The organism is Brevundimonas sp., assembly GCF_036963785.1.
In the GTDB taxonomy this organism is placed as follows: Bacteria; Pseudomonadota; Alphaproteobacteria; order Caulobacterales; family Caulobacteraceae; genus Brevundimonas.
Map to the genome: position 1 here is coordinate 62,762 of NZ_JBALUS010000003.1, position 16,751 is coordinate 79,512.

Annotated in this window: 13 protein-coding genes and 1 pseudogene; 6 read left to right on the forward strand and 8 right to left on the reverse strand. The window is 67.5% G+C overall.

Features of this window, described 5'->3' with window-relative positions:
* Positions 1-37 precede the first annotated feature (37 nt).
* Positions 38-778: a glycosyltransferase family 2 protein gene (locus V7672_RS07015; protein WP_335623883.1), complete on the reverse strand. Its 741-nt coding sequence runs from the start codon at positions 776-778 to the stop codon at positions 38-40.
* Between the two features lie 101 nt (positions 779-879).
* Here V7672_RS07015 and V7672_RS07020 point away from each other — a divergent pair, with 101 nt between their 5' ends.
* The 4 genes from V7672_RS07020 (at position 880) to V7672_RS07035 (ending at position 5,444) form a co-directional block, all read left to right on the forward strand.
* Positions 880-2,559: an ArnT family glycosyltransferase gene (locus tag V7672_RS07020; RefSeq protein ID WP_335623884.1), complete on the forward strand. Its 1,680-nt coding sequence runs from the start codon at positions 880-882 to the stop codon at positions 2,557-2,559.
* Positions 2,556-3,467 carry a hydroxymethylglutaryl-CoA lyase gene (locus V7672_RS07025; RefSeq protein WP_335623885.1) on the forward strand — a complete coding sequence of 304 codons (912 nt, stop codon included), beginning with the start codon at positions 2,556-2,558 and terminating at the stop codon, positions 3,465-3,467. Before V7672_RS07020 ends, V7672_RS07025 begins: the two co-directional genes overlap by 4 nt.
* Positions 3,468-3,941 carry a hypothetical protein gene (locus V7672_RS07030; protein ID WP_335623886.1) on the forward strand — a complete coding sequence of 158 codons (474 nt, stop codon included), beginning with the start codon at positions 3,468-3,470 and terminating at the stop codon, positions 3,939-3,941.
* A gap of 285 nt (positions 3,942-4,226) precedes the next feature.
* Entirely contained in the window at positions 4,227-5,444 is a 1,218-nt protein-coding gene (locus V7672_RS07035) for an RtcB family protein (protein ID WP_335623887.1), read from the forward strand.
* 243 nt (positions 5,445-5,687) lie between these two features.
* On the opposite strand, the gene V7672_RS07040 is transcribed toward V7672_RS07035, so the two are convergent.
* Both V7672_RS07040 and putA read right to left on the reverse strand, forming a co-directional pair.
* Positions 5,688-6,581 carry a hypothetical protein gene (locus V7672_RS07040; protein ID WP_335623888.1) on the reverse strand — a complete coding sequence of 298 codons (894 nt, stop codon included), beginning with the start codon at positions 6,579-6,581 and terminating at the stop codon, positions 5,688-5,690.
* 4 nt (positions 6,582-6,585) lie between these two features.
* Positions 6,586-9,744: a bifunctional proline dehydrogenase/L-glutamate gamma-semialdehyde dehydrogenase PutA gene (putA, locus tag V7672_RS07045; RefSeq protein ID WP_335623889.1), complete on the reverse strand. Its 3,159-nt coding sequence runs from the start codon at positions 9,742-9,744 to the stop codon at positions 6,586-6,588.
* A 151-nt stretch (positions 9,745-9,895) separates the two neighbouring features.
* On the opposite strand from putA, the gene V7672_RS07050 reads away from it, so the two are divergent.
* Both V7672_RS07050 and V7672_RS07055 read left to right on the forward strand, forming a co-directional pair.
* Positions 9,896-10,984 (forward strand): glycosyltransferase family 4 protein, encoded by a 1,089-nt coding sequence (locus V7672_RS07050; protein ID WP_335623890.1) that lies wholly within the window; start codon positions 9,896-9,898, stop codon positions 10,982-10,984.
* A 158-nt stretch (positions 10,985-11,142) separates the two neighbouring features.
* Complete coding sequence (locus tag V7672_RS07055; RefSeq protein ID WP_335623891.1) at positions 11,143-11,652, forward strand: class I SAM-dependent methyltransferase; 510 nt, start codon at positions 11,143-11,145, stop codon at positions 11,650-11,652.
* 9 nt (positions 11,653-11,661) lie between these two features.
* On the opposite strand, the gene V7672_RS07060 is transcribed toward V7672_RS07055, so the two are convergent.
* From V7672_RS07060 to V7672_RS07080, 5 genes and pseudogenes are all read right to left on the reverse strand, one after another.
* The gene (locus V7672_RS07060) at positions 11,662-12,714 is read right to left on the reverse strand and encodes a substrate-binding domain-containing protein (protein ID WP_335623892.1); all 1,053 of its coding nucleotides are present in this window, start codon (positions 12,712-12,714) and stop codon (positions 11,662-11,664) included.
* A gap of 37 nt (positions 12,715-12,751) precedes the next feature.
* Complete coding sequence (gene phnE / locus V7672_RS07065; RefSeq protein WP_335624405.1) at positions 12,752-13,576, reverse strand: phosphonate ABC transporter, permease protein PhnE; 825 nt, start codon at positions 13,574-13,576, stop codon at positions 12,752-12,754.
* 174 nt (positions 13,577-13,750) lie between these two features.
* Positions 13,751-14,611, reverse strand: a pseudogene (phnD, locus tag V7672_RS07070) (phosphate/phosphite/phosphonate ABC transporter substrate-binding protein); the annotation flags it as partial.
* Positions 14,608-15,417, reverse strand: coding sequence for a phosphonate ABC transporter ATP-binding protein (gene phnC, locus V7672_RS07075; RefSeq protein ID WP_335623893.1), 810 nt, complete (start codon positions 15,415-15,417; stop codon positions 14,608-14,610). The gene phnC and the pseudogene phnD, both read right to left, overlap by 4 nt.
* A gap of 108 nt (positions 15,418-15,525) precedes the next feature.
* Positions 15,526-16,749, reverse strand: a complete 1,224-nt coding sequence (locus V7672_RS07080; protein ID WP_335623894.1) for a DUF2254 domain-containing protein — start codon at positions 16,747-16,749, stop codon at positions 15,526-15,528.
* Positions 16,750-16,751: the final 2 nt, after the last annotated feature.

The window sequence follows — 16,751 nt, forward strand, 5'->3', positions numbered from 1 at the left end:
CCCCTCCTCGTCGTGCCGGTGCCGAGACCGGAGCGCCTTATTCGCGGCCCTCGACCTCGGTGACCTGTCCCGGATTCCGGGAGCGCGATTTCAGCCACATGACGCCCAGAAGGTCCGACAGGCTGGCCATCAGCCTCTCCCAGTTGGTGTATTTCGACTGGCCGGAATCGCGCGCCCTGTGCGTGATGGGCAGATAGCGGTTCTGGTAGCCCTCGCGGATCATCAGGGCCGGCAGATAGCGGTGGATGTGGTCGAAATACGGAAGCCTGAGGAAGACGTCCCGCCGGAAGGCCTTCAGCCCGCAGCCGGTGTCGTCGGCATCGTCGCCCAGCAGGCGCTTTCGAATGCGGTTGGCCCAGCGCGAGGCCCACAGCTTGGCGCCCGTGTCCTGACGCCGCTGGCGAACACCGCCGACCAGGGCGACCTCGGGTGGGGCGGCCAGCAGGGCATCGACCAGTTTCGGCGCCTCGGACGGCGGATTCTGGCCGTCCCCGTCCAGGGTCACCACCACTTCGCCGCGCGCCGCCAGAATGCCCGTACGCACGGCGCGGCTCTGGCCCGCATTGGCCCCGTGCGACAGGACGCGCAGCGCCGGAAAGCGGGTCTTCAGGCCCTGCAGGATGGCCAGGGTCTGGTCGCGGCTGGCATCATTGACCAGCACCATCTCATACGCCCGGCCCGAAAAGGCCTCGGCAATCTCGGTGACAAGGGTTTCGACCGCCCCTGCCTCGTCATGCACGGGAACGACCACGGAAATGCGGGGGAGCTCGGCTGTCATGGTCGCTCTCTAGCCCGTTTTGCGGCGAAGGGGGAGGGCGGGCCCTCACGGTCGCGCGAGACGGCTGACGCGATCCGAAACCGCGTGATAGAAGCGTGACCATGACCGGTTTCGATCTTGCTCATCGACTGCGCGGCTGGCGCGGTCTGGCCCTGGCGGCAATTGTGGCGCTGGTTGCGGGTTTGCCCAGCCTGATGCTGCTGCCGCCACTGGATCGCGACGAGAGCCGCTATGCCCAGGCCACCTCGCAGATGCTGGAGACCGGCGATTACGTCGACATCCGCTTCCAGGACGAGCCGCGCTGGAAAAAGCCCATCGGCATCTACTGGATGCAGGCCGCGGCTGTGGCCGTGACCGGCAGCGTCGAGGCGCGAAACATCGTGCCCTATCGTCTGCCCTCCCTGCTGGGGGCCATGATTGCCGCCATCGCCTGTGCCTGGGTGGGGTCGGCCGTGTTCGGCACCCGCACCGGCGTGCTGGCCGGCGCCATCATGGGGGCCAGCTTCCTGCTGTCGACCGAGGCCGGGATCGCCAAGACCGATGCCGTGCTGGTGGCCAGCGTCACGGCGGCCATGGCGGCCCTGATGCGCATCTATCTGGCGGTGCGGGCCAATGACCCGCCCAACCGGGGCCACAAGCTGATCTTCTGGGGGGCGCTGGGCCTGTCGATCCTGGTCAAGGGGCCGATCGGCCTGATCGTCATCGTGCCGGCCATCCTCGCCCTGTCGCTCTGGGATCGGGACATTCGCTGGCTACGGCCCCTGGGCTGGGGCTGGGGACTGGCGCTGGTGGCGCTGATCGTCGGGCCCTGGGCCCTGGCCATCACGGTCGCGACCGACGGCGGTTTCTGGCGCGAGGCCATCGGCGGCGATCTGGCGCCCAAGATCGCCGGCAGCCACGAGAGTCACGGCGCGCCTCCCGGGATCTATCTGCTGCTGCTGCCGCTGTTGTTCTTTCCCGCCACCCAGATGCTGCCGGCCTCCATTTCGACGGCCTGGCAGCGGCGCAGCGAGCCGGCCATCCGCTTCCTGATCTGCTGGCTGGTGCCCGCCTGGCTGATCTTTGAGCTGGCCCCGACCAAGCTGGCCCACTACACCCTGCCGACCTTCGGGGCGCTGGCCCTGCTGGCGGCGGTCGCCCTGACCCGGCCGATCGGCACCCTGTCACGAAGGCTGGGTGCGGTGCTCGGCCTGATCGCTGCCGGTTTGATCGTGGCGGTCACCGTCTATGGCGTATCGAACTATGCCACCTCGACGGCCCAGACCTGGGCGGCAGTCACCATGGTCACCGCCGTGGCGGCAGCAGCCATCGGCGGCTTCCTGTTGCTGAACAAGGCGCCGGTCGCAGGACTGGTCGCCGCGCTGGCGCTTGGCATCGTCAGCCACGCCGCCCTGTCCGGCACCATCCGCCAACTGCGCCCGCTGGCCATCGCCCCCCAGCTGACCCGCGTCCTGAAGGAGGCCAATCTGCATCCGCGTCAGGGCCTGACCACCAGCCCCGTGGCCATCACCACCTTCCATGAGCCCAGCTTTGTCTTTCTGACCGGCCGCGCGACCCAGCTGACCGATGCTGAAGGCGCGGCACGGGCCCTGGCCGAAGGGCGCCCGGCCATTGTCGAAGCCCGCGATGCCGAAGCCTTTGCCCAGGCCGCCGCCCGCCTGGGCGTGACCGGACGCGCGGTCGGAGAGGTCAGCGGCCACAACTATTCGACCGGGGATGACGTCAATCTGACCGTCTATGCTCCGCCGGGCAGCGAGGTCAGCCCCGGATCGGCCCGATGAGCCGCCCGATCCAGATCGTCGAGGTCGGGCCCCGCGACGGCCTGCAGAATGAAAAGGCGGTGCTGGAGCCATCCGTCCGGGCCGAACTGACCCGCAGGCTCGAGGCCGCCGGCGCCCGGCGGATCGAGGCCGTCAGCTTCGTCCATCCCAAATATGTGCCGCAGATGGCCGGCGCCGAAGAGGTCATGGCCGCCCTGCCCCCGGAGCCGGGCCGCAGCCGCATCGGCCTAGTCCTGAACGGCCGGGGTTATGACCGGGCGATCACGACAGCCGTCGATGAGGTCAATGTTTCGGTCGCCGCCACCGATGGATTCGGCCTGAAGAATCAGGGGCTGGACCGGGCCGGACAGCGCGCCATGGTCGAGGCCATCGTCGCCCGCCGCCATAATGCCGCGCCCGGAGACGCCGCGCCGTCGCTGTCGGTGACCCTGTCGTGCGTCTGGGGCTGCCCGTTCGATGGCGAGGTCAGCGTCGATGAGGTCGCCGATATGGTCGGGGCCTATGCCGCCATGGGCATCCGCGAGATCGCCCTGGCCGACACCATCGGGGCCGGCGACCCCTGGGCGGTCACCAAAAAGGTCGAGGCCGCGCGGAAGGCCGCGCCCGACGCCACCCTGCGCCTGCATTTCCATGACACCCGGAACACCGGTCTGGCCAATGCCCACGCGGGGATCGAGGCCGGAGTCGACGTTCTGGACGCCTCGGTCGGCGGCATCGGCGGCTGTCCGTTCGCGCCCGGCGCCACGGGCAATATCGCCACCGAGGACCTCGTCTATATGCTCGAGCGGGCCGGGTTCGACACCGGCTATGACCTCGACGCCCTGATCGAAACCGCCCGCTGGATCGGAGAGGCAATCGGCCGCCCCGCCCCCAGCGCCCTCAGCCGCGCGGGGGGATGGCCGGCGTAAATGACTGCACAGGCGAACCGGGAGGCACGTTTTAGATGGGCGATCGGCCTATTGGCCACTGTTGCACTATCAGCGCTCCCGGCACCACTTCGGCAGCCGACCCAAATGGCGGCGGCCTCAAAATCCGAAATCCTCTTGTCGGGGTTCGAGGCCCATGTGTTGAAGGCGTCCCACGCCATGGTCGAAGTCGAGATCAGATGGGCGATCAGCAATCTGCAAGGACCGCCCTTTGCGTTGATCAATATGCCAGAGGTCGCACTGACCACGACCGGTCAAATCCACCGGCTTGAGCCGCTGGTCAACGGAGCACCCGTTAGGGATCAGACCGTTCCCGCTGGCGAGACCGCCACCCTGAAGGCGACTGTTCGTATCGCCGACGCCGCGTGGGCGCGGGGATGCTGGACCGTGGGATATGCAATAGCCGGCTCCTTCGAGCCGGAGTGCATAAACCGGAGCGACGCTTCGGCGAACTAATTTCGGAGAGGGCTAGCCGCCCCGCCCTGTTTCGGCTAACAGCGCCCTCCCGAAACCGAGACACCCATGTTCACCAGAACCGCCCCTTCGTGCCTGCCCATGTTGCTCGACCGCCAGCCGGTCGAGGGCAATGGCGCGTGCGCGGGAGGGATCTGGTAAGCGACGGGGCGCAACGGCTTCGGTTTTTTCCAACCCCTCCTGCTTTCCGGCGGAGGGGTTTGTCATATCCAGACAGGCGTCCTCTGACCGGTTCGGGAGAACCAGACAGAAGAGGAGACGTCGGCCATGTCCGGCTATGACGTAATCGAAAGCGAGCGGGTGCCGATCAAGGCCTGGACCCGCGGGGTGCCGATCGAGGATGCGGCGCTTCAACAACTGAAGAATGTGGCCGCCCTGCCCTTCATCCACAAGCACGTCGCGGTCATGCCGGATGTGCACTGGGGCAAGGGCGCGACCGTGGGCTCGGTGATCCCGACGGTGGGCGCCATCATTCCGGCGGCCGTAGGGGTCGACATCGGCTGTGGCATGATGGCGGTGCGGACCTCGGTCCGGGCCGAACACCTGCCCGACGATCTGTCCGGCATCCGCTCTGCCATCGAGGCGGCGGTGCCCCACGGCCGCACCGACAACGGCGGGCGCAACGACAAGGGCGCCTGGCAGTCCGAGCCGCCGCCGTCCACGGCCACCCGGTGGGAGGCGCTGAAGGCCGGCTATGAGGCGGTGGTCGACAAGCACCCGAAGGCGGCGCATCCGCGCGGCTTTGGCCACCTCGGGACCCTGGGCACGGGAAACCACTTCGTCGAGCTGTGCCTCGACGAGGCCGGCGACCTGTGGGTCATGCTGCACTCGGGCTCGCGTGGGGTCGGTAACCGGTTCGGTTCCTACTTCATCGAGCGGGCGAAGCACGAGGCGCGGCGCTGGTTCCTGAACCTGCCGGATCAGGATCTGGCCTATTTCCCGGAAGGCTCCGAGGGCTTCATCGACTACATCCGCGCCGTGTCGTGGGCGCAGAAATACGCCCGCGCCAACCGCGAGGTGATGATGGAGCAGGTGCTCGGTGTACTGAAGGTCTTCTGGCCGGATCTGGAGACGACGCAGGAGGCGGTCAACTGCCACCACAACTACGTCTCGAAGGAGCGCCACTTCGGCAAGGACGTGTTCCTGACCCGGAAGGGCGCGGTCTCGGCCAAGGACGGTGAACTGGGGATCATCCCCGGCTCGATGGGGGCGAAGTCCTTCATTGTGCGCGGCAAGGGCAATGCGGACTCGTTCTGCACCTGCTCGCACGGCGCCGGTCGGGCCATGAGCCGGACCGAGGCGAAGCGTCGCTTCACGGTCGAGGACCACATCCGCGCGACCCAGGGCGTCGAGTGCCGCAAGGACGCCGAGGTGATCGACGAAACGCCGATGGCCTACAAGGACATCGACGCGGTCATCGCGGCCCAGGCCGACCTGATCGAGGTCGTGCACACCCTGCGTCAGGTGGTGTGCGTCAAGGGATGACGGGAGCCGGTTTCGCGCAAGCGGAGCCGGCTTTCGTCGTTCTGCCCCTGACGATCGATCAGCCCCGCGTCGCCCTCAGCCCGTCGATGAGGGTTCGGGCCACGATCCGCGTCAGGGTTTCGGTGCTGGTGCCGGCCTTGTCAGGCTGCAGCCGCCGGTCGATCAGCAGGACAGTTTGGACCTGTCTCGGCGAAAAGGAGATACCGCGAGAGGATGGTGAGCGCGCCGAGCAGGGTTCAGGCACTATCTCCTGAAAGCGCCGAGCGAGACCGCACCCGTTTTCCACGACCGCGTCAGGAACTGGTTCTCCGAGGTCATGCAAACGCTGAAGGGGCGACGGAGAACACGACGGCGCCCGATGACCTCGAATGTCTTCGGATCGAGCTTGAGGACGTCCCGGCTGAAGGGTCGTGCAACGGCCAGAACGCTGCCCCAATCATAGTTTCCTATGAACTGAGCCATATTGGGGGGCTTGGGGGGCTGCAACACCTCAGAGGTCTGGATAAGGCCTTGCGTCGCATCGACCAGACACAAGCTGTCATAGTTCGTGGCGGCAAAGGTGGTGTCCGAAAGACGCGTGAGGTTCCCGGCGCCGCCATGCCCCGACAGCTGGATCTCGTCCAGCTTCTGACCCGTGTGAATATCGAGCACCACAAGTGTACTGCTGCGGGTAATGGCGACGAGAATGACCCCCACCGCCGGCATCGCCAGACACTCGGTCGGTCCCTGATAGCCGAAGTCGTATTCACCTTCGAAGAACCAATTGAGCTCGTGTCGGGTGACCGTTTGGGCCGGTCCGTCGACGATGATCAGATCCGTGTGATTCCGCTTGCCCTTCACGAGAAGCGGCAGGGGCTCGATCCACAGGGCGCTGTCGCCATCGAATCGCCAGTCGTCCTCCGCCGTCCAAAGGCGACTGAGCTCGACGTGTGCTTCGGCGCACGCCCGGATGGATATGCCATGGGTGTCCCGGACCCGCATCAGTCCATCGCCGTGCCTTCGAACCCGCACATATCCGCCACCCGGCACAGAGACCCAGCGCTGTCGCCGCGCCTTCGTGTCCCACGACCAGATTCCGGAGCCCCTTCCAAAACCCGTGCCGTCGAAGACCGTGGCAGTGGCGGGGTCGAGGAACATTGCCCTACAAATTCATCAGCGCCGGGTCGCCGCCCTGGGCTGCGATGTTGTTCGAGATGGCCTTTTCGGCCGCGAAGCGGATCAGGCTGTGGGGACCGCCGGCCTTGGGACCGGTGCCCGACAGGCCCTCGCCGCCGAACGGCTGGACGCCGACCACCGCGCCGGTCATCGACCGGTTGATGTAGACATTGCCGGCGGGCACCAGGCGGATGACCTGATCGGCGAAGGCCTCGATCCGGCTGTGCACGCCCAGCGTCAGCCCATAGCCGCGACCGGCCAGCTTTTCCGTGACCGACTTCAGCTCGTTCGGGCCATAGCGATAGATGTGCAGGATCGGGCCGAACACCTCGCGCTCGAGGAAGTCGGGCGTGGGGATTTCGGCGATCACAGGGGCGAACAGGTCCCCGCGGCCGGCGTCGTCCGGAAGGTTGCCGCGGGCGATGACCTTGCCCTCCTTCTCCAGCCGGGCGACGTGATCCTCGAGGATCTTGCGGCTGTCGGCGTCGATCACCGGACCGATGTCGGTCGAGGGATCGGCCGGATCCCCGATCACAAGCGCATTCAGCGCCCCCTTCAGCCCGTCGATCAGGATCTGGGCGCGGTCCTTCGGCACATAGAGGATGCGGAGCGCCGAGCAGCGTTGGCCGGCCGAGCCGAAGGCCGAGACCAGCACATCGTCGATCACCTGTTCGCGCAGGGCGGTGGTGTCCACGAACATGGCGTTCAACCCGCCGGTTTCGGCGATGAAGGGCAGGATCGGGCCGGGCCGGGCGGCAATGGCCCGGTTGATGGCCCAGGCGGTTTCGGTGCCGCCGGTGAAGGCGACGCCGTTGATCCCGGGGTGCGACACCAGCTTGGAGCCAACCGTCTCGCCCCGACCCGGCAGCAGGGCCAGAACATCGGGCTCAAGGCCGCAGCGATGGAACAGGCGGACCGCCTCGGCGGCGATCAGCGGCGTCTGTTCAGCGGGCTTGGCCACCACGGCATTGCCGGCGGCCAGCGCGGCCGCGACCTGACCCGTGAAAATGGCCAGCGGGAAATTCCACGGGCTGATGCAGGCAAAGACGCCGCGGCCGTGCAGCATCAGCTTGTTTGTCTCACCCGCCGGACCGGTCAGGGTCTCGGCCCCCCCGAAATCCCGCTCGGCCAGCATGGCGTAGTAGCGACAGAAGTCGGCGGCTTCGCGCACCTCGGCCACACCGTCGTTCAGGGTCTTGCCCGCCTCGCGGCTGAGCAGGGCGACCAGACGATCGAGGTCGGCTTCAAGCCCGTCGGCCATGGCGCGCAGCACATGGGCGCGGGCATGGCCGCCCTTGCGGTCCCAGGCCACCTGGGCGCGGCCCGCCTGTTTGATGGCGGTGTCGATCTCTTCCGGAGACGCCTCGGACACATGTCCCAGAATGTCGTCGCGCCGGTAGGGATTGGTGACATCCTCGGCATGGACGCCGGCGTGCATCAGGCCGCCGATCATCGGACCGGACGTCAGGCGTTCGCGATCGACCAGTTCGAGGGCCTCGGCGTGGGTCTCGCGATCGCTCTTGCGGGTGTAGTCGCGGCCGAGCGAGTTCAGACGGTCGCCGTACATCGCCCGAGGCACCGGGATGCGGGCGTGGCGATCGGGCTGGGCCTCGACCAGCGAGACGGGATCGGTCGCGACCGATATGGCCGGCACCCGCTCGTCCATCAGCACATGGACGAAGGACGAGTTGGCGCCGTTCTCCAGCAGGCGGCGGACGAGATAGGGCAGCAGCTCCTCGTGCCCGCCGACGGGGGCATAGGCGCGCACCACCGGACGGTCGTCCTTCCAGCGCGCCTCGGCCGCGTCATAGAGCGCCTCGCCCATGCCGTGCAGACGCTGGAACTCGACCTTTACATCGGCGCGGCGTGCCATGCGGTGGATCGCGGTCAGGGAGACGGCGTTGTGGGTCGCGAACTGACCGTACAGATGCGGGGCCGCATCGATGATGGCCTGGGCGCAGACCAGATAGTTCACGTCGGTCGCGGCCTTGGTCGTATAGACGGGATAGTCGGTCCGCCCCATGACCTGGGCGCGCTTGATCTCGGTGTCCCAATAGGCGCCCTTGACCAGGCGGACCATCAGCCGCCGGCCCGAGGTGCGGGCCAGTTCGGCGACGCGGGCCACCACTTCGGGGCCGCGTTTCTGATAGGCCTGGACAGCGAGGCCGAGGCCCTTCCACTCCCCGAGATCCGGGTCATGCGCCAGCCGGTCGAGCAGTTTCAGCGAGATGACGAGGCGGTCGGCCTCTTCCGCATCCATGCAGAAATTCATGTCGTATTCGGCGGCGATCAGGGCCAGCCGCTTGATGCGGGGATAGAGCTCGTCCCAGACGCGGGCGCTCTGCACCGCCTCATAGCGGGGCGACAGGGCCGACAGCTTGACCGATACGCCGTGGCCGGTCTGGGGGCCCTTGGACTCCGGGCGCTGGGCCCGTCCCTTGCCGACCGCATGGATGGCGTCGGCATAGATTTTCTCATAGCGCTCGGCATCGGCCACGGTACGCGCGCCCTCGCCCAGCATGTCGAAGCTGCACAGCCACTTTTCGCGGCTGGCGCGCTTGAGGGCGCTGCCGATGGTGCGGCCCACGACGAACTGCTCGCCCATCATGCGGACGGCGGCGGCCACGGCCTGGCGGATGACCGGCTCGCCGACCCGGCCGGCGACCCGGCGCAGGAATCCCGGAAGGTCGCGGCGGGCATCCTCGTCCACCTCGACCAGCCGCCCCGTCAGCATCAGGCCCCAGGTGGAGGCGTTGACGAACAGGCTGTCCGACTGACCCATGTGCTTGGCCCAGTCGGCCGAGCCGATCTTTTCCGCGATCAGCTTGTCGCGCGTGTCTTCGTCGGGCGTGCGCAGCAGGGCTTCGGCCAGACACATGAGGGCCAGACCCTCTCGCGTGCCCAGCGAGAACTCCTGCAGGAAGCTCTCGACCACGCCTTCGAGGCGATAGTCCTTGCGGGCCGACTCGACGAGGGTGACCGCTTCGTCCACGGCGGCGGCGCGTTCCTCGCCCGAAAGCGGGATCTCGGCCAGCAGGGCGCGGACCGACTGGGTCTCGTCGATGAATTTCGCGTCGTCGAGCGCGTCCCAGTCCTGCGAGAGGGTCGTTTCGTCGAAGCGGGCGGAAAGGTCGTTCAGGGTCATCCGGCCCCCTTAGCGACTTCTTTCAAGGAGCGGGAGGGGGGCCTGGCCAAGTCTTTGCCGCCACGCTTGAAGCGGATCCCGGCTCGCCTTCGCTCCCGCTTCAGGTTAAGTCTCGACCTCTTCGAGACACAAAGGCTGCAACGGCCCCTCCATGCGCATCATTCTGGCCACCGACGCCTGGGAGCCCCAGGTCAATGGCGTCGTCCGAACCCTGACCCGCACCGTGTCGGAATGTCGCGGCATGGGCCATGAGGTCGAGGTCATCGAACCCAGCCAGTTCAAGACCATCCCCGCCCCGACCTATCCGGAGATCCGGCTGGCGCTCGGCGCCGAGGAAGAGATCCGCGAACGCCTGCGGGCCTATGAGCCCGACGCGGTCCATATCGCCACCGAAGGACCGATCGGCATCGCCACCCGGCGGATTTGCGTCGAATGGAAACTGCCGTTCACGACCAGCTATCACACCAAATTTCCGGAATACATCTCGGCCCGTTTCCCGGTCCCGGTGCAGGTCGGCTATGCCTATATGAAGTGGTTCCACAAGCCGTCGGGCCGGCTGATGGTGGCCACACCGACGCTGCGGGACGAGCTTCTGGAACGCGGGTTCCGCAATGTCTCGCCCTGGTCGCGGGGCGTCGACACCATACTGTTCAACCCCGACCTGCCGCGCATCTATGACGAGCTGGGCGGCAAGGACTGGGCGCGGCCCTTCTGGCTCAACGTCGGCCGTGTGGCTGTCGAAAAGAACATCGAGGCCTTCCTCGAAACCGACCTGCCGGGCACCAAGATCGTGGTCGGTGACGGACCGGCCCGTGCCGAGCTGGAACAGAAATATCCCGAGGCCAAATTCCTCGGCGCCCGGTTCGGCGAGGAACTGGCCCGCTGTTTCCGCGACGCCGATGTCTTCGTCTTCCCCAGCTGGACCGACACCTTTGGCCTGGTGATCCTGGAGGCCATGGCCACGGGCACGCCGGTCGCGGCCTATCCGGCGCACGGCCCGATCGACATCATTCCGGGGTCGGGCGCGGGGGCCATCGACGACGACCTCCGGGTCGCCTGCATGGCCTGCCTCGACCTCGACCGGGCCCAGGTTCGGGCCTATGCGGAGAAGTTCAGCTGGCGGGCCTCTGCCGAGCAGTTCGTAGAGAATCTCGAGCCCTATCCCGAGCCGGAGCGGGGCCGGTTCTGGCGCCGCCTGCGCCGCATCACCCGCCTGCGCCGCCGATCCCAGGCCGCGTGATGCTGCCGCTCGCGCTTACGCGGTGGATCTACCGCCGGCGCCTCGCCGGTCGCCTGCGCCCGAACGCGGCATCCCGCTTCGGTCTGGTGTTCCATGATCGGCGCTGGGAGTCGGCCGAAAGTGCCTCTGGCCCCGGGTCGGAACGCGCCTCGGAGCCCGTGCGCCACACGCTCGAAGTGCTGGAACGGATCCTCGGGGAGCGGGACGTCCACTCCATCGCCGACGTGGCGTGCGGCGACTTCAACTGGATGCCCATGCTACTGGGCGCCCATCCCCGGGTGGCCTATGTCGGCTATGACGTTGTGCCGGAGCTGGTGCGGCTGAACCGGCGCCGTTACCCCCATGTCCGGTTCGAGACGCTGGACATTACGCGCCGGGCGCCCGAGCGCGCCGATCTGGTGCTGTGCAAGGACCTGCTCAACCACCTGGACGAAGCGGATGTTCACAGGGCCCTCCGGAACATGGTGGCCTCCGGAGCGCGCTATCTTCTGATTACCAGCAATCGCGACCACGCAAACGCCGCGCTCTCCCCGCGCCACCCGCACGGCTCTCGTCATCTGAATCTGCAGGCACCGCCCTACAGCCTTCCCGAGCCGCTGGAGGCCGATCACTATCTGGCGCTATGGGAGACGCGCGCGGTCGCAGAGCATCTGGCCGCGCGCGCCTGAGCCGGGCCCTTAGTCCGCCGGGCGGGTCATCGGGGTGTGAGCGCGGGCGATCTCGCGCTGGGCGGCCAGTTCGGCCTGGGGAAGCGGCACCAGACCGCGATCCTGCAGATAACCGCCGGGGCCGGACGCGGCGTCCGAGACGAATTCGGCAATGAACTGGTCCAGGCCCGGCGTCACGCCGATGTGGGCCTTCTTGATGTAGATATACATCGACCGGCTGATCGGATATTCGCCCGACGAAATCGTCTCGAGCGTCGGATAGACGCCATTGACGCTGGCCGCCTTCACCGATTCCGAATTCTGTTCGAGGAAGGAATAGCCGAACACGCCGACCGAGCCCGGCGTGCGGGTCAGGGTCTGGACGATGGCGTTGTCATTCTCGCCCGAGTCGACCCAGACCTGATCTTCGCGCAGGGTGTGGGCGCGGGTTTCGAACGCGTCCTCATCGCTTTCCGACAGGGCCGCCAGCGTCGGATTGGCCATGGCGGCCGGCGCCATGCCGAGCTCAAGCCAGGAGTCGCGCGTGCCCGAGGTCGGCGGCGGGCCATAGACCAGAATGCGGGTGGACGGCAGGCCTGAGCGCACCTGATCCCAGCTGATGTTGGGGTTGGCGACAAAGCCGCCCTCGCCCGGCACATCCTTGGCCAGCGCCAGATACAGGTCATCGCCCTCGAAGGCGAAGTCGGCGCCGGTGCGGGCGGTGGCGATAACCAGTCCGTCAAAGCCGATCTTGAGCTCGATGATCTCTGTCACGCCATTGGCGGCGCACATGTCGTATTCCGACGGCTTCATCCGGCGCGAGGCATTGGCGATGTCCGGCGTCTGCGCGCCGATGCCCTGACAGAAGGCCTGGATACCGCCGCCAGTGCCGAGCGATTCGACGCGCGGCATGGCCCCGCCGGTGCTGCGGGCGAAATTCTCGGCCACGCGGGTGGTGAAGGGGAAGACCGTCGAGGAACCCGCAGCCCAGATGCCGTCACGGGTGGACGACCCGCCCTGATCGCCACAGGCGGCGAGGGCCAGGGCGGAGACAGCGGCAAGGGTCAGGAAGCGGAGACGCATGGAAATTACCTCGTATGCGGATGAGAGCCTGGCGCCCTTAAAGCAGACGTTTGCGCATGGCTTGTGACAGCATGTCGATCAGGGTCACCGCCACGATGATGATGATGGCGATGGTCGAGACCGTATTGTAGTCGAAGGCCTGCAGGCTTTCGAACAGGACCTGGCCGATACCCCCCGCACCGATCAGGCCCAGCACCGTGGCGGCGCGGCTGTTCGATTCGAAACGGTAGAGGGCAAAGCTGGTCCACAGCGGCGCCACCTGCGGGATGACGCCCCAGGCGATTTCGTGCAGGCGTCCGGCCCCGGTGGCCTTGACCCCGTCGATGGGGCCGGCGTCGATCGACTCGACCGCTTCCGAGAACAGCTTGGCCAGCACACCGGCGGTGTTCAGGCCGATGGCCAGCACACCGGCCAGCGGCCCCAGACCCACGGCGACGATGAACAGGGTGGCGCTGACCAGATCGGGGATCGACCGCAGCAGGTCCATGAAGCGACGCACCGGCCAGACCAGCCAGGGCGGCGACAGGTTGCGCGACGCCATCAGGCTGAGCGGCACGGCGATGAAGACGGCCAGGAAGGTGCCCCACAGGGCGATCTGGATCGTCAGCCACATCTGGCCGACCAGCAGTTGCCAGTTCGAGAAGTCGGGCGACAGGAAGTCGCGCCCGTAGTTCCGCATGTTCTCGCTGTTCGACAGCAGATTGCCGAGGTTCGGCATGTCCACGCGCCCGAAGCTGGCGATCAGGATGATGGCCAGACCGCCCCAGAGCAGCAGGTCGAGCGACCAGGCCGCCGTGGATTTCTCGGGCGGCGGCGGCACGGTGGCGGGGTCGCGCGACGCAGGCGCGGCCGGGCGACGCATATTGGCCAGCAGGGCGAAGACGATCAGCAGGCCGACCAGACCGAACGGCCCCCACTGGCGCGCCAATTGGACCAGGTTCAGGGCTTCGGGCGGAGCAACCTCGGGGGGCGTGCCCTCGCGCCGGGCCTGATCGGCCTTCATCTCGCGGATCGGGTTCAGATAGCTGTTATCGGCAGCCCGGAACTGGGAATAGTTCAGCCCCTGCATGATGCGACGTTGGCGTTCGGCCTCGGGACCGAAGCCCTGACCATAGCCCGTGAAGAATTCGGCGATCTCGGCCTTGAGCCAGCGCGGCAGGTCGCCCTTGACCAGAATGCCCGATTCCGGGATCGGCGGGGATTCCCAGATGACCTCGATCTGGGAGGCAATCTCGGGATTCTGGCGGGTCAGGAAGACGGTATTGACCGAGTTCGAGGTTGCGACATCGACCTGCCCATTGGCCGTGGCAAACGAATTGGCCTGGTGGTTCGCCGAGCGCACCGTGGCGAAACAGGCCCGCGGATCGATGTTTCGCGGGCTGAAGAAGTAGGTCATGGGCGCAAGCGTGCCCGAGGTCGACTGGGCGTCGCCCAGGCCGAAGTTCAGCGAGCGGTCGCAGCGTTCGATATCGGCGATGGTGATGCCGGACCCGCGGCGCACGATCAGGGTGGAGGTGTAGGAGTCCTTGCCGTCGACATCGACGGTCCGGGCGATCACCTCGGCCCCGGCGCGGTCGATGGCCTGGACGGCCGGCAGGGCCGAGAACCAGCCGATCTGGGTCTGGTTGGCGCTCATCGCCTCGACCAGAACCGAATAGTTGGAGCCGAAGATCGGTTCGACCGGAATGCCGAGGTGGCGCTCAAGGTCGTCCAGAAGCGGCGTCCACAGGGGGCCGGACGACGCCTGCCCCTCGGCCGAGAGGATCGAGAACACCAGCTTGTCCGGCGCGTCGGGCCGGGCCGGCGCGGTCTGGGCATGGGCGGGCAGGCCGAGCGTGACGACGGCGAGGGCGGCCGCGAGGGCGGGCGCCATGCGGGCGAACAGGGCGCGGATCATACCTTGGCCTCCCAGAAGGCATCCTCGAACTCGGGGCCATAGATGTCGATCAGACGGTCGTGGTCCAGCCCGGTGGCCGGGCCGTCATAGACCAGCTTGCCACCCTTCAGCGCCACGACGCGGTTGCAGTAGCGGATGGCGTAGTCGACCTGGTGCAGCGTCACCAGCACGCCCATGCCGTCGCGGGTGTTCAGTTCGACCAGCATCTCCATGACCTTGCGGGCCGAGACCGGGTCCAGCGAAGCGACGGGTTCGTCCGCCAGAATGGCGCGGGCGCCCTGGACGATGGCGCGGGCGATGGCACCGCGCTGTTGCTGGCCGCCCGACAGGGTGTTGGCGCGCTGGGCCGCATAGTCGGCGACGCCGACGCGGTGCAGGGCCGCCATGGCGCGCGTGCGGTCCTCCTGCGGCCAAATGCCCAGCAGGCCCTTCCAGGCCGGGATACGGCCGAGTGCGCCCAGCATCACATTGGTGAACAGGCTGAGGCGGCCGACCAGATTGAACTGCTGAAAGATCATGCCCAGCCGCGAGCGGGCGCGGCGCACGGCCCCGGTGGTGCGGCCATTGGCCTGAACCGTTTCACCGAACACCTCGATGCGGCCGCCGCGATCAATATCGACCAGACCGGTGATGGAGCGCAGCAGCGTCGATTTGCCCGAGCCGGATGGACCGATCAGGGCCACCATCTCGCCGGGCTCAACCGTCAGGGACACGCCATCCAGCGCCTTGAAGGCGCCGAACGTCTTGGACACGTCTTGCACGGAGACGAAGCCGGTGGACTCGGCGGGCGCAGCGGAGGAATTCATGAGCGGGCTGTTCGTGGTTAGACGGACGCCCGGGACGTGGCGCAGCCTGCGCACGGGCAGGTCTTAATGGCAGGCGGCGGCCATGCCGTCCAGACCACACAGGACGGATCAGACCTTTACCGCCTCGATCTGTGACCGGTCGGCCCGGGTTGAGGGTCCCCCCCGCACCCGCTCCAGCTGGTCCCGGGCCATCCGGCGCGCGGGCTCGCGGAACGGGCCGGGATGGGCCGCCAGACTGGCCAGCACCTTGCGCAGCCGGACCGACGCGCCGACATCGCCTGCGCCATAGCGGGCTGTGGTCGCCAGCACGTCCTCGAGCAGGTCCGCAGGATCAAGCGGCGAGGCGAGGAGGCGATCGCAGCTGACCGGGTCCGGGGTGGTTCGGGCCTGCTCCCATTCATCCAGAAGCCTGAGCCCCGCCGAGACCACCTGTATGGCGGTGCCGGGATCATTGATGCCGGGCGACAGGGCGCGGGCTGCGATCTCGCCCAGGACGATCAGGCCGTAGCGGGGGTCCTGATCGAACGAGCGGGTGTGGCCGACGGCAAAGGCCCCCTGCCAGTCTTCGAGAGCTTCATCGGTCAGGGTCTCCACCCCGACCCGCGCCAACGGTTCGCCACGCCGCACCAGGGTGCCCGGCATGGCGAGGATTTCCACGCGGCAGTCCGCATCCTCGGCCAACGCCTGAAGGCGTTCGGGATCGACGTTCTGGACATAGCCGGTGCGGAGAGCCGCAACCGTTGCGCCCGACTCCAGCTGCCCCTCCAGACCGCCCAGAAACGGGCGGGCGGCGCGGCGGCGCAAGGCCTGGGCCGCCTCGGTCTCGACCCGGTCGATCATGTGGCCGACCCGGGCCAGTTGCGCCAGGGTGTTGATCCAGGCCAGCAGCCGGAAGGCCACAAGGCCGACGACGACCAGGCTGGTCAGGAACAGGATGGCCCGACCACCGGCCCCGTAATATTGCGCATTGATCGCCGTGACCGCGACGATCGCATAGAGGAAGGCCCCCACGAAGGTCGACAGGGCCTTCTGGGTCCGGTCATCGGCCGTGACGAGGGCGGCGACGCGCGGCGTGGCGGAACTGGAGACCGAGGTATAGGCCGTCACCATGGCCCCCACCGAGAAGGTGGCCACCGCCAGCAGGCTGGAGGCCAGAATGGTCAGGATCTCCTCGACCGATTCATTGCCGATGCGCTCCGCCATTTCCGAAGGCACGAACGGTGCACCCCAGGCGGCGATCAGCGCCGCGCCGACCCCGAACCCGGCATAGGCGGTCGCCCGCACCCACAGCTGGCGGGTCATCCGGCGCCAGTAGAACAGCCAGCGGTTCATGA